Origin of the sequence: Sporomusa malonica, from assembly GCF_900176355.1 — a bacterium.
In the GTDB taxonomy this organism is placed as follows: domain Bacteria; phylum Bacillota; class Negativicutes; order Sporomusales; family Sporomusaceae; genus Sporomusa; species Sporomusa malonica.
In genome coordinates this window covers 79063-92669 of sequence record NZ_FWXI01000021.1, presented here as the reverse complement: position 1 = coordinate 92669, position 13607 = coordinate 79063, and the positions used below count along the sequence as shown (strand labels likewise).

At 44.0% G+C, this 13607-nt stretch carries 10 protein-coding genes; 7 read left to right on the top strand and 3 right to left on the bottom strand.

Annotated features, from left to right (window positions below):
* From B9A22_RS19635 to B9A22_RS19605, 7 genes are all read left to right on the top strand, one after another.
* Positions 1–633, top strand: a 633-nt coding sequence (locus tag B9A22_RS19635; protein ID WP_217805998.1) for a 4-hydroxyphenylacetate 3-hydroxylase C-terminal domain-containing protein, incomplete at its 5' end; no start/stop codon positions are given.
* A 109-nt stretch (positions 634–742) separates the two neighbouring features.
* Entirely contained in the window at positions 743–2017 is a 1275-nt protein-coding gene (locus B9A22_RS19630; protein ID WP_176215618.1) for an L-lactate MFS transporter, read from the top strand.
* Between the two features lie 155 nt (positions 2018–2172).
* Positions 2173–3012, top strand: a complete 840-nt coding sequence (locus B9A22_RS19625) for a 3-hydroxyacyl-CoA dehydrogenase family protein (RefSeq protein WP_084577633.1) — start codon at positions 2173–2175, stop codon at positions 3010–3012.
* Between the two features lie 532 nt (positions 3013–3544).
* A complete protein-coding gene (locus B9A22_RS19620) occupies positions 3545–5122 on the top strand; it encodes an acyl CoA:acetate/3-ketoacid CoA transferase (RefSeq protein ID WP_084577632.1) in 1578 nt (525 codons plus the stop codon).
* A gap of 60 nt (positions 5123–5182) precedes the next feature.
* On the top strand, positions 5183–7585 hold the full coding sequence (locus B9A22_RS19615; RefSeq protein ID WP_084577631.1) for a 3-hydroxyacyl-CoA dehydrogenase/enoyl-CoA hydratase family protein: 2403 nt from the start codon (positions 5183–5185) through the stop codon (positions 7583–7585).
* Between the two features lie 44 nt (positions 7586–7629).
* Entirely contained in the window at positions 7630–8802 is a 1173-nt protein-coding gene (locus B9A22_RS19610) for a thiolase family protein (protein ID WP_084577630.1), read from the top strand.
* A 30-nt stretch (positions 8803–8832) separates the two neighbouring features.
* Positions 8833–10866 (top strand): oxidoreductase, encoded by a 2034-nt coding sequence (locus tag B9A22_RS19605; RefSeq protein ID WP_176215617.1) that lies wholly within the window; start codon positions 8833–8835, stop codon positions 10864–10866.
* Between the two features lie 137 nt (positions 10867–11003).
* Here the strand turns inward: B9A22_RS19605 and B9A22_RS19600 are convergent, their stop codons facing one another.
* The 3 genes from B9A22_RS19600 to B9A22_RS19595 all read right to left on the bottom strand — a co-directional run bounded on the left by B9A22_RS19600 (position 11004) and on the right by B9A22_RS19595 (position 13477).
* Positions 11004–12281 (bottom strand): MFS transporter, encoded by a 1278-nt coding sequence (locus B9A22_RS19600; protein ID WP_084577628.1) that lies wholly within the window; start codon positions 12279–12281, stop codon positions 11004–11006.
* Positions 12282–12650: 369 nt separating this feature from the next.
* A complete protein-coding gene (locus tag B9A22_RS25600) occupies positions 12651–12791 on the bottom strand; it encodes a hypothetical protein (protein WP_176215616.1) in 141 nt (46 codons plus the stop codon).
* A gap of 338 nt (positions 12792–13129) precedes the next feature.
* A complete protein-coding gene (locus B9A22_RS19595) occupies positions 13130–13477 on the bottom strand; it encodes a DUF4870 domain-containing protein (RefSeq protein WP_084577627.1) in 348 nt (115 codons plus the stop codon).
* Between the last annotated feature and the right edge of the window lie 130 nt (positions 13478–13607).

Genomic DNA, 13607 nt, shown 5'->3' with positions numbered 1-13607 from the left:
GCAGTTTCCGAGGTAATTGCAGCTCAGGCAGCTCTGGTTGCCGATGTAAATGATATCGCCCAGGAACATCACGTTCGTGAGAAGCTCTGCGAAATCATCAGCACGGCCGAGCTTGTATACGCAGCAGGTCAATCATCAGCACTTCGCGCAGTAGAGTTCCCCAATGGTTCCTGGGTACCAGACGAGATTCTGACCAATGCCGGACGTAAACTGGCAGGTCAAAAAATTTATCATGAATATGAGACATTGGCAGACTTGACAGGCGGTATTTGCGCCTCACTCCCAACAGAAGAATCCTTCTATGAGCCTGAGACAGCCGAGCTTTGCAACAAGTACATTATGAGAAACCCCGCATATACAGCCGAAGAGACGCACAGGGTTATGCGTATGATGGAGGATAAACTCTGCGATTCCTTTGAGGCTGCACAGGCTGTTGCCGGCGTACACGGCGGTGGATCTCCGCTTATGGAGACCATTACCATGATGAGCCGTTACGATCTTGAGCCACTGAAAAATCTTGCTAAATATCTCGCTGGCTTTGAGGGTGCCGAGTTCCCCCGTATAGAACGCCCAACAGTAACTCCGAGAGCAATGCTTGACAAGTTTAAGAAGACTCAGGTAGAAAAGAAATAGTAAGACAAGGATCTGAAGCCTTAAACTAATAGTAAACAAATAGGAGCCTTCAATGAACATATATAGTCTCATTGAAGGCTCTTACGTATAAAAAAGGAGGAATTTTATCGTGAACTATGAATCTAAACGATGGTTATATCTAGGCCTGTGTATTATCTGTAATATTTGTGCCGGCATTATTTATGCTTGGAGTGTGTTCGTTAAACCGATTGCCGACCACTTTCAGTGGACTATTGCAGATGCGTCGCTTTCCTTTACCATTATGACCACCGTTGGTGCATGCTTGCCGATGTTTGTAGGCAAGCTCCAAGAACGCGTACAGTCTCGTATGATTCTTATAGCAGGTGGAGTTTTGTTAGGTGGCGGCCTCCTGGCTCTCAGTTCTACCACATCGCTAACCCAACTATATATTTTTTCAATGGTAACTGGACTAGGGCTGACGTTAGTGTATCCCTCTGGAACAGTTAGTAATATCGTTAAATTTTTCCCTGATAAACGTGGGTTAGCCTCTGGTTTGCTTACAGGCGGCGCAAGTTTGGGGGCAGTAATCTGGGCGCCGGTAGGCGCAATTTTGACGGAAACTTTAGGGGTTCCCACAACGTTTAAGTTGATGGGAATTGTGTTTATGGTAACAATTGTTTTTGCGGCTTGGTTGGTTGAAACTGCACCGGCGGGATATTATCCTCACACCAGGAAGGATGATGCGTCTGCACGGACGGGGGCAACTGAAATTGCTGACACAGTGACAACTGTTCAGGATTTGGACTGGAAGGATATGCTTAGAAGTCCGTTGTTCTATATGATTGGAGGCGCTTTTTTTTCTGCTGCAACCTCGTCCATGATGTTCTTCGGCCATGTATCACCTATCGCCCAGGACATGTTGGGTATATCGGCTAAGGCCGCATCAGGAGTTGTGGTGTTACTGGCAATAGCGAATACTTCAGGCAGGATGGTATGGGGCTGGATTTCGGATAAGTTGGGACGGTTTAAGGTTATTAATATACTGCTGGTATTGCTGGTTATAGCAATGATCGGTATGACGCAGGTTTCCAGTTATTTTGCCTTTGCAAGTATGGTGATGATTGTCGGGCTGTGCTATGGAGGCTTCTTTTCAATAATAGCGCCGTTGCTGGCAGATATGTTTGGGGAAAGGTCCTTAGCGGTGAATTTTGGGATTATGTTTCTTATGGTAGGGGCTGGGGCTTTTGTGGGACCTCGCTTGGCAGCCCTTCTTAAGATTGCCACCGGCAGTTATGTTCAGGCATTTGTCACTGCCGGTGTATTTAACTTAGTAGGAATTGGTCTGGTTTTCCTCGCAAGTTCATACTGGAAGAAGCAGACGACAGAGTCTGCTGAACTATTCGTACAATTATCAGAAAAATAATAAATAATTCGAATGGGACGATATATACCTTGCGACCATTGGCACAGTTTTTGCATACTAGATAAGTCAAATGGTTGAATTAGTAAACTGAGGTGAAATAGCGTTCTGGCGTTACTAATTGTAACCGGTAATAATTTACTTAGGAGGTTTAGATTATGGAGAACAAGATTATTGGAATAGTTGGGGCCGGAAAAATGGGACACGGAATCGCGCTTACCGCTGCCATAGCCGGATATCAAGTTGCATTACAAAATAGAACTCCAGCGACTTTGGTGAAAGCTCAAAGTATTATTGAAAGCCAATTAACGAAATTGGTGCAAAAAAATACTTTGACTGCCGAAGAAAGTGCAGCCGTCTTGGAAAGGATTCAATTCACAAGTACATTTGAGAAATTTGATGTGGTAGATTTTGTTATTGAGACTATCGCAGAGTCATTAAACATAAAAAATGAACTATTCGCCAAACTTGATGAATTGTGTAAACCTGAAGCGGTTTTTGTTTCTAATACATCAACATTCTCAATTACCGCTATTGCGGCTGCCACAAAGCGTCCTGAGCAGGTTGCGGGAATGCATTTTTTCCTACCGCCCGCTAAACTCGTTGAATTAACCCGGGGCTATTACACCAGCGACCAAACGGTTGCATTGGCCAAAGCTATTGCCGAGAAGATGGGGAAAATCTTTATTGAAGTAAAAAAAGATTCACCGGGTTTTATCGCGAATCGGATTTACACTCCGCTCTTCCTCGAAGCCTTCAAAGCGTATGAGGAAGGTTTAGCCTCTAAAGAAGACATTGATTTAGCTATGAAGTCCACCTATCTACCAATCGGTCCATTTGAGCTAGCCGATATTATCGGGCTCGATGTATTGATAAGTGGTCTGGAATATTATCATAGCGAGCTTGGAGCTAAGTGGAATCCGCCGTTATCGCTTAAACAACTGGTTGCGGCCGGCCGATTAGGGAAAAAGGTCGGGAAGGGCTGGTATGACTATTAAATCAATCGGTCATCATCGGCTTCCGCTAAGGCTCGGCGCAAGCCGGGTTTTCTTCATCGTAACTAGTTGAGCGAGATTTGCGACTTGTTTAAATTATATACAGAGATAAAAGGGGAGAACAAGTTTAAAGCATCATGCCGGTAAATATAGAGGAAGAGTGTACCAATATACATTGGAACATTCTTCCTCGTCCTGTCAGCACTAAAAGACCCTGATATATTTTCGAGTATTCAGTTCTTGCGGTAATACTGCACTAAAAGGATGACATAGAATTTTGGCGATAAGTGTGCATGCGATCTATAGGGAAGTACTACTTCAATAGAAGTGTTTCTTATATATACAAATATCCAATTGCTGGTTTCGATAGGTATATCTATTTTATACAATATGATTAGGAAGAGGATAGCGTAGATTTACATGCAAGCTTAATAGCGTGATTTTTTCAAGGACTTTTAGATTTGAAGGGTAACTGGCATGAGTTTTGCAATAAATGTTAATTGTTATTCGGAACAAATTAAGAAGGAGTGAGGAAATGGCAAAATTTATCAGTGCTGAGCAAGTAATAAAGTATATTAAAGATGGTTCCACAATTTATACGCCGGGCATTACCTTGGGTGGCTTTGCCGAAGAAGTAGCGCTGGAAATTGAGAAAAGTTTCCTTGAGACTGGTTATCCACGTGATTTAACCATTTATTATCCATCAGGTATTGGTAATCGTCGCGACCGTGGTTTTGCGCATTTATCTCATGAAGGGCTGCTTAAGAGAACTGTTGGCGGTCATTATAAGGGCTGTGGGCCAGCCTTAGAGAAGCTAGTTAAGGAGAATAAAGTCGAGGCTTACAACTTTCCTCAGGGCATTGTAACTACCTTGCCGCGCAATGTGGCTGCCCGGCGACCGGGGATAATTTCGAAAGTTGGGTTAGGTACTTTTGTTGATCCACGACTTGAGGGCGGCAAGCTTAATGCAAGAACCAGAGAATGCGAAGATCTTGTGGAAGTCATACAATTGGAAAACGAGGAGTGGCTTTACTATAAGGCGCCAAAGTTTGATATTGCAATTATCCGGGGTTCAGTGGCCGACGAGAATGGCAATATCTCGTTATACCGGGAAAGTTATTTTTTAGAGCAACTATCGGTAGCGCAAGCTGCTAAAGCATGTGGTGGTATTGTAATTGCTCAGGTGGAACAAGTTGTCAAGGCAGGAACATTACATCCGAAAGAAGTGAAGGTTCCGGGGATTATGGTGGATTATGTGGTTGTTGCTAAGTCTGAGAACCATTGGCAGACTGGACAGACATATTTTAATCCCGTCTTTTGTGGTGATATAAAAGTCCCTCTTGATAGCATCAAGGCGGCGCCGCTGGACGAACGTAAAGTAATCGCCAGAAGAGCAGATATGGAGCTATTTCCAGGTGCGGTCATTAATATTGGAGTTGGAATTCCCGAGGTTGCTTCTGCTGTAACTGCGGAAGAGGGGATTAGTCATAATTTGCATATGACAACTGAGGCTGGTGGCGTTGGTGGTTTACCGGCAGGCATGCATGATTTTGGTTGTTGCTATAACGCTGATGCTATCATTGAAATGGGACACCAATTTGACTTTTTTAATGGCGGTGGAATCGATGTGGCCATTTTGGGGATTGCACAGGTTGATCGTCATGGAAATGTAAATGTTAGCCAGGTCAATGGCGAGCCCATTGGCTGCGGCGGATTTATTGATATAACCCAGAATGCTAAAAAGGTAGTCTTCTGTGGTACGTTCACAGCTGGTGGACTTAAGGAGCAAATTGCCGACAGGAAGCTGAATATCGTACAAGAAGGAAGAAGCAAGAAGTTTTTAGCCGATGTAGAGCAAGTAACCTTTAGCGGCAAGTATGCTGTAAGCGTTGGCCAGAATGTTATGTATGTAACCGAAAGGGCTGTATTTGAACTTACGCCAGAAGGTGTGGAATTGATTGAGATCGCTCCTGGGATTGATCTTGACAAGGACGTTTTAGAACTTATGGATTTTAGGCCCATTATCAGAAATGTAAAAACTATGGCCCCTGAGATTTTTCAGGAACTGCCGGGCGTGGTAGCGAAAGTCTTCCAATCCCGTAACAGTCTATAATTAATAACTACATATAAGCGACATTTCGCTTAATGATGTTGAATATTGGGAGGGTGTTTAATGAGAAGCATAACAAAGGTAGCTGTTATTGGCTCTGGAGTCATGGGGGCAGGTATTGCCGCCCATCTAGCCAATGCAGGTCTTAAAGTTGACCTGCTAGATATTGTACCATCGGAATTGACAGCTGAGGAACAGAAAAAAGGCTTAACACTTGAAAGCAAGGTAGTACGCGACAGGATTGTGGTGGGAGCTAAACAACGGCTGGAAAAATCAAAACCGCCGGTTTTCTTGGCAGCGAATAATGCCAAGCTAATAAGTGTAGGTAACCTTGAAGACGATTTCGATCGGTTAAAGGCAGTCGACTGGATCATCGAAGTAGTTATTGAACGGCTAGATATTAAGCAGGCTTTGTTCAAAAGAATTAGCGAAGTATGTAAACCGCAGGCCATAATCAGTTCCAATACATCAAGCACATCGATTAATGAAATGGTTAAGGACTTATCACTTTCCTTTAGGCAGCGCTTTTTGGGAACGCACTTCTTTAATCCACCAACCATTATGAAACTTCTTGAAATTATTCCTGGTGATGATACTTTGCCTGAAATTTCGGAATTCATAAAAGACTTCAGCCGTCGTGTATTAGGCAAGGGTGTAGTAGTAGCTAAGGATGAACCTTGTTTTATTGCCAATCGCATTGGTATGGCCGCCATGTGGGGCGGAATGCGGGCGATGGTAGACCTTAACATGACAGTAGAGGAAATAGATGCTGTCACTGGTATTCCGATGGGACGTCCAAAGAGCGCAACCCTTCGTACCAATGATATGGCTGGCCATGATCTTACTGTTCTTTTATCCGAAAGTCTTCAGAAAGTATTTACAGATAAAGCGGACCAAGAAGCCTTCACTGTACCTGATCTTTTACAGAAAATGGTACAACACGATATGCGTGGCGATAAAAGCGGACAAGGCTTCTATAAGAGAGTTAAGAATGGTGCCCAGAAGGAAATTCTTGCACTTGATTACACCAAAATGGAATATCGCCCACAACAGCCGGTTAGCTTTGCCTCACTTGAGTTAGCTGCACAAAAGCGTGATATCAAAGAGAAAATGGCAGCGCTAGTATTTGCCGACGATGCCGCCGGACAACTTGCTTGGCGCCTAACCAAAGAGACCTTGTTATATGCAGCCAATAACGCTAAAGATATTGCTTATAACCTGACAGATATTGACAATGCGCTAAAATGGGGCTATAACTGGGTTCTTGGACCATTCGAAATTTGGGATGCTCTAGGAGTAAAAAAAGTTGCTGAGCGCATGGAAAGTGAAGGAGTACAGATTCCGGTAATTGTGAAAGAACTGTTAGCCTCTGGCAGAGACTCCTTCTATACTGAAACTGAAGACGGTTTAACTTGCTTCGACCCGTTTGAAGTTAAGCATAAACTAATGCAGGCTAATCCAGGAGCCATCATTCTTAAAGATATCAGTCGCAAAGCAACGCCAATTAAAGTTGGCAAGGACTCAAGCCTTATAGACTTAGGAGATGGTGTTGCCTGTCTGGAATTCCATAGCCGTAACGACGTGGCTGGCGAGGATCTGGCCGAAATGCTGGAATATAGTATTGATGAAGTAGAGAAAAATTGGGCTGGTCTTGTAATCGGTCATCAAGGTAAAAACTTCTGTGTTGGAGCCAACTTAAAAACATTCTATAAACAAATCGAGGGCCAGGAATGGCAAGCGATCGAAACAGATATCAGGGCCGTTCATAAAGCGTTCTTAAAATTGAAATACTCGCCAAAACCAGTTGTTGCTGCTGCACACGGTATGGCCTTCGGCGGGGGAGCTGAAATCCTTCTTTCCAGTCCACGCGTTAGGGCTCTAGCAGATCTGAATATCGGCCTAGTTGAAGCGCAAGTTGGTTTGATTCCAGGCAGCGGTGGTGTGAAGGAAATAGTTACGCGTACCATGGAAAAGTTGCCTGAGGATATTGCTGTAGATCCATTGCCAATGTTAAAGAAAGCTCACGAAAAGCTGCTGATGGCCACAGTGTACAAAAACGCTTATGCAGCTAAAGCCATGGGCTACTTTAGGGATACCGATGGTATTTCCATGAATAAAGAGGGTTTAATCAAGGAAGCCAAGGATGAAGTGCTCCATATGAGCAAGATGGGCTATGTTCCACCTACTCCTAAAGGAATCAAGGTAACAGGCAGCATTGGTTATGGTTCACTTCTAATGACTACCGACTTTATGAAAAAAGCAGGATTCATTACTGAATATAGCGCCCACATCGGAAATAAATTGGCCTACATCATGACTGGCGGTAACGCTCCTAACAAGACGATTGTTGATGAACAATACCTGATGGAATTGGAACTTGAGGTATTCTTGGAGCTCGTTAGAGAAACCAAGACCAAAGAGCGGATTGAGCACATGCTTGAAAAAGGCAAGCCGCTTGTTAACTAAAAATAGTCGGTAGTCTAAAAGGTATTGATGAGGAGGAGAAATAAATGCAAGAAGCAGTAATAGTGGCGGCAGCAAGAACACCACTTGGCAAAGGATATAAGGGCTCTTTGAAGGATGTTAGACCAGAAAGTTTAGGGGCTATAGTAGTAAAAGATTTGCTTAGAAGAGCACCGGTTGTTGATCCTAATGAAATTGAAGACGTCATTATGGGGTGTGCATTCGGCGAAGGTGCACAAGGCCTCAATATTGCACGTAATTTGGCATTACATGCAGGCCTGCCGATGAGTGTATCCGGAATGACACTAAACAGGTTCTGCTCAGCTGGTCTTCAAGCCATTGCTTTAGCGACAGAACAAGTTATGCTTGGTTGGGGCGACGTCGCGATTGGCGGTGGTGTCGAGTCGATGAGTATGGTGCAAATGGGAGGTCTTCAACCGGCTCCAAACCCAGAGCTTATGCAACATTCTGAGGTGTATATAGCTATGGGCCAAACAGCCGAAAACGTAGCTAATCGCTATGGCATAAGCCGCGAGGATCAGGATACTCTCGCTCTTGCAAGCCATCATAAAGCAGCTAAGGCCATTGAAGAAGGTAAGTTTACAGATGAAATCGTACCTGTGCCTTTCGTGAACCGGAAGTATGTTAATGGTAGAATTATTGAGGAAGCAGGAATATGCAAGGATGATGAAGGTGTACGAGCAAGCGCAACTATGGAAGATTTGGCTAAGCTGAAGCCTGTATTCCATGCAAAAGGATCTGTTACCGCTGGTAACTCTTCACAAATTACCGACGGCGCTGCAGCTGTAATGATCATGTCAGCTAAGCGGGCGGAGCAGTTAGGTCTTAAACCGCTGGCAGTATTGCGTTCATTTGCCGTAGGCGGTGTTAACCCGGATGAAATGGGTATCGGACCAGTTGTCGCCATACCTAAGGCTATGAAACGGGCGGGACTCACTCTTGATAAAATGGACATAATTTTGTTGAATGAAGCGTTTGCGGCTCAGGCTCTATACTGTATGAGAAAATTGGATATGGATCAAACCAAGGTTAATCCCAATGGTGGTGCTATTGCTGTAGGTCATCCGTTAGGCTGTACTGGTGCTAAACTGACAGTTGAACTAATTAATGAGTTGGGCCGTAATGATGGCAAGTATGGTTTGGTCAGCATGTGTATTGGTGGCGGTATGGGTGCTGCAGGTGTATTTGAAAAATTATAAGTAATGTTTAAAGAGTAAAGGATAACAAGTATGTCGAAGCTGTATTCTCCTGGTATAATTGGGAATGTAGTGATTAGAAACCGTTTTATTATGACTCCCCTGCATCTGGCCTACTGCCCAGGTGGCGAAGTTACTGACAGGCTGGTAGAATTCTACCGTCTGCGGGCACGTGGTGGTGTTGGACTCATCGTTGTTGGGGCGGTAGGGATTGACCCTTGGCGGGTGAATCAGCATAACATGATACAGATGTATGATGATTGCTTTATACAGGGTTTGCGGCGGTTGACTGATGCAGTGCACGCTGAGGGAGCTAAGGTTTTCCCTCAGCTGTGGCATGGCGGTCGATATCAGCGTCCAAGAGAATATAGCGGGCAGCAGCCCGTTGCCCCATCACCCGTATATTCCCGCTTTAGCGGTGAAACTCCAAGAGAACTTAATCATCAGGAAATTAATGATATTATTGCTTTCTTTGCCGCTGCAGCCAGACGTGCACAAGAAGCAAATTTTGATGGAGTTGAAATTGCTGGCAGTGCTGGGTATTTAATATCCCAATTCTTATCTTCAACTACGAACTTGCGGAAAGATAAATATGGTGGTGATCTCCAAGGCCGGATGACTTTTGCCCTGGAGGTCATTGCTGCAATTCGAGAAGCTACCGGACCAGACTTTCCTATTATGTTTAGGGTTGCCGGCAATGACTTTATTGATGGTAGTAATACCAATGCTGAGGCTCGGCAAATTTGCGTTGCACTGGAAAGGGCTGGTGTTGATGCAATTAATGTGACCGGCGGCTGGCATGAAACTCATGTTCCGCAAATTTCCATGGAGGTACCGCCCGGTGCATTCAGCTATTTGTGCAGGGAAATTAAAGAAGTAGTATCTATTCCTGTTATCGCGTGCAACCGCATCCATGTACAAATGGCAGAAAAATTAGTTGATAATGGTGATGCTGACTTTATTGGTATCGCCAGGGGGTTTGTTGCTGATCCTGAGTTAGTAAATAAGGCGAAGATCGGTCAATATGCTGCAATACGCCCTTGCATCGCCTGTAATCAGGGATGTATGGACAGTATATTTTACGGTAAATCACTTAGTTGTCTTTCTAATGCTGAGGCAGGTAGAGAAGCCGAACTCCTAGAGGAAGGTTTACTCCCGACAGAGGTAAAATCGACTCTAGCTGAAAAAGTATTGGTAATTGGTGCTGGTGTTGCGGGATTGGAATACGCCAGAGTTGCTGCTTCACGCGGGCATCAAGTTGCAATTTGGGAAGCTGACAAAGAGCCCGGCGGACAAATGTTACTAGCCGCCGCTCCACCGGGAAGGCATGATATTCACCGGTTAAGAGATTATTTACTTGCTGCTTGCCTGGGTTTGAAAGTTCAAATCTACTGTAATAAGGTAGCTACGGCCGATGACGTTATAGCGGCGGTTAACAGCGGTATTTTTGAACGGGTAGTGGTTGCCTCAGGAGCAAGTCCAAGCGTTATCCCATTCCCCGTGGAAAAGGGTGCCGTCGTTATTCAGGCGAGGGATGTACTTAACAATAAAACAAAAACAGGGTCTAAAATTGTCATTGTGGGTGGAGGGGCCACAGGTGTAGAGACTGCATTACTACTAGCCCAAGATGGCACACTTGATGCACAAACCTTGAGGTATCTTTTGTTGCACCAAGCTGAGACGCCAGAAGAATTGTACCGTTTGCTGACGCATGGCCGTAAACAGATAACAATCGTGGAAATGGCTAAAGGAATAGGCAAAGATATTGGCCCTAGTACACGTTGGTCAATGATAGAAGCGTTAAGAAAACTCAGCGTGACAATGGTGGAGCAAGGTAAAGTTGTTGCTATAGAGCACGGTGGAGTTGTTATAGAGAAGGCTAATAGACAGGATATCATTCCTGCGGATACTGTAGTAGTTGCCCTCGGCTCAAGCCCAGATACTAATTTGCTCACCGAACTCACAGGAAAAGCAGATAAAGTTTCAGTGATTGGTGATGCATATAAGCCCGGGAATATGCTGACTGCTATTAGGCAAGCTTATGATGAGGCTATCAAAATGCTATAATACCTCTGTAAGTTATATTAATTACGTGTAGCTTCATTTAATAGCAGAATTCGCGCCAAATAGAAGAAATGAGCAGAGACTATGTCTTTGCTCATTTCACTTTATTTACTCCATACGGGGATTCGTGTACTGTAGACTTAAGCTGATTTAGTAGATTTCCCGGCTGCAAAATCTGGTTTGCGTTGTTTGAATGTCAAAGCAACTAAAGAAGAACAAAGCATCGCTATTATGAAATACTGAAATGCTGCATCGTAGTTAGCGCCGCCCTTGCTGGATTGGATAAGAAAACCAGCAATCAGCGGCGAAAGGAAGCCGGCAATTTGCCCTGCCATATTTACAAACCCCATGGCTCGGCCAGTGATCTCTCTAGGTATAGAGCTAACAGGAAGATTGTATAATGCGCCCGTAGCAAAGAAGATGAAAAAGCCGGTCAATGTCTGCCAGATAATCAATTGATCGAGCGACTGAGCTGAATAAGTCATATATAAGGTGGCACAGGAAGTCCATTGAGAAATGACTAATGGAAGTTTGCGGTTATGTTTCATTGGGCCATCACCGATCCAACCTGCGAGTAAAAAGCCAGCTGCCCCCGCTACAAACGGGATTGAGGCAATCCAACCCAATTGGGCTGTTGTTAAGCCGCGTGATAACTTGAGATAAGACGGCAGCCAAGAAACGAAACCGTATGTTACCATATTTGAAAATAGTAAAATAAAGAAAGATTTATACACGGTTTGTTCTTTGATGATCTCCCAGAATGTAACATTACCACCACTGGTAATTGAAGTGCCAAGATCCGATTCTTTTTCTACCAATTCATCCAGTTCTTCCTTGCTGATTCCAGGCTTATCCGCCGGATTATCCGGTAACTTCCACCAAATCCAAGCAACTAAGAGCGCACCCGGAATAAACAATAAGTAGTAAACTGAACGCCAGCCATAAGTTGTAATCAAAGTCGCAATAAACCACGGTGTAACGGCTGGTGCAAGGACAGTACCTGCCATCATCAAGCCGGATCCGATACCACGCTGACTAAGTGGAAGCCAGTTGGCATTGGCTTTCCAAGTAGCGGCAGGAGCAGCTCCTTCGCCAACGCCGAAGATTACCCTTGCCACCAACATCTGCGATAAATTTGATACTGCGCCGGTCACTGCAGTAAAGGCAGACCACCATAATACAGCACCAGCCAGTACTTTGCGGGGGCCATATTTATCCGCAAGGAATCCGCCGGGAATTTGCATTATAAAATAACCAAGGAAAAACGCGCTCATTACTCCGCCCATTTCGACCGGTTTTAAACCAAACTCAGTTGCAATAAAGGGTATTGTTACCGCCATTACCATGCGGTCAATATGACACAAAAACCAAACTGAACAAATGACAGCCATCGCTGTGTATGAGTTCTTCCATTTCATTGGACATACCCCCTCGTATATATTGCACTTTTGGTATATATAAGCAGCAGTTCCCGATTACCACCCCCGTTTTTGCAACATGTACGTATTAACTTTGCCCTTCAGTTTTGCAATGTTGCAATTTTACTTTGATAAAGATCATCAATGCAAAAATCATTCCAATTAGCTGTAGGCTTATAGAAATCTAGTCCAGTAGCGCTAAAATCGAACTTTTAATCTAACTATCTAGTAAATGACAAGTTAATTTATTGAGAGTTGTTTGAATTTTGCACATAATTCATTAATGACTGTATATATTGTATATGGTATCGGATAAAACATGTGGATTACTAATGTTGTTGCAATACTTTGCACTTTACCACTGCAAACCTAAGCTGGATTGGGTACACCAGGAAGTAGAACGCCAATGGGCCAGAAGTCTTCGGTATTATTGATAACCTCCAGCGAATCAAAGCGCTCCGGTATGTCGTACGGCACAACCTGTTTAAGATTATCAATCGAAGGAGCCAAAAGAAGAGCCTGAACTGGGATGGGTTTGCAAAGCTCGAGAAGCGATTTCCACTTGCTAAGGCAAGAATCTATGTGAATATATATGGCTAACTGTAAGTGAATGCTGTGGAAGAGCCGGATGCCTTAATAGGGCCCGTCCGGTTCTGAGAGGGGGGCAGCCGTGAGGTAGGCCTCTACTCTACTGCTTGCTGGTTTTCATCGTTGCTTAATTAGTAAAGTAAAAGGTCTATTCCGCGAAGGCCGTGAATGCAGTAAGCATAAGGTGTAAGAGAAAATAGAACTGAATAACTTGATCACTAAGAAACCGAATGTCTTTTGGACATCCGGTTTCTTAGTGATCATATTTTATTCACAAGTCCTTGAATTATTGGATACTTATAACCCTGGCCGTCAGCTGCTTTAACTGCGGCGATGATGGAGGTTATCAAAAGCAGCAGCCAAAGAACAGCTATGATTGGTAGCAGTAACAGCCCAATTAGCAGGGCACATAGTAGGCCGGTAGCTACAGAAACGGCCAAAATCACCAAGTGGGCAACTAAGGCCTGTTTGGCATGTTCATAAACGAAAGGGTCATCTTTTTTTGCTAAGAAAATGAGCAGCGGAGCAATAATGAAACCAAGTCCTCCAAACAAATAAGCCAGGTGTGCCAATACGGCCAGCAGTTTTTGTTCTCCAGTAATATTCATGTCTGGACGCCTCCTTCTCACCAGTAAGTTTTATCAGCAGTATATATACTATATTATATCAGATGGTGGCTCTCTATGTTCAGAGGGTTTATCTCAGCATACTTTTTCATTTAATGTTTGACGTTAATAA

Coding starts and splice junctions, on each gene's coding strand:
- B9A22_RS19625 (WP_084577633.1), top strand. CDS start 2,173: ATGGAGAACAAGATTATTGGAATAGTTGGGGCCGGAAAAATGGGACAC.
- B9A22_RS19620 (WP_084577632.1), top strand. CDS start 3,545: ATGGCAAAATTTATCAGTGCTGAGCAAGTAATAAAGTATATTAAAGAT.
- B9A22_RS19615 (WP_084577631.1), top strand. CDS start 5,183: ATGAGAAGCATAACAAAGGTAGCTGTTATTGGCTCTGGAGTCATGGGG.
- B9A22_RS19610 (WP_084577630.1), top strand. CDS start 7,630: ATGCAAGAAGCAGTAATAGTGGCGGCAGCAAGAACACCACTTGGCAAA.
- B9A22_RS19605 (WP_176215617.1), top strand. CDS start 8,833: ATGTCGAAGCTGTATTCTCCTGGTATAATTGGGAATGTAGTGATTAGA.
- B9A22_RS19600 (WP_084577628.1), bottom strand. CDS start 12,281: ATGAAATGGAAGAACTCATACACAGCGATGGCTGTCATTTGTTCAGTT.
- B9A22_RS19595 (WP_084577627.1), bottom strand. CDS start 13,477: ATGAATATTACTGGAGAACAAAAACTGCTGGCCGTATTGGCACACCTG.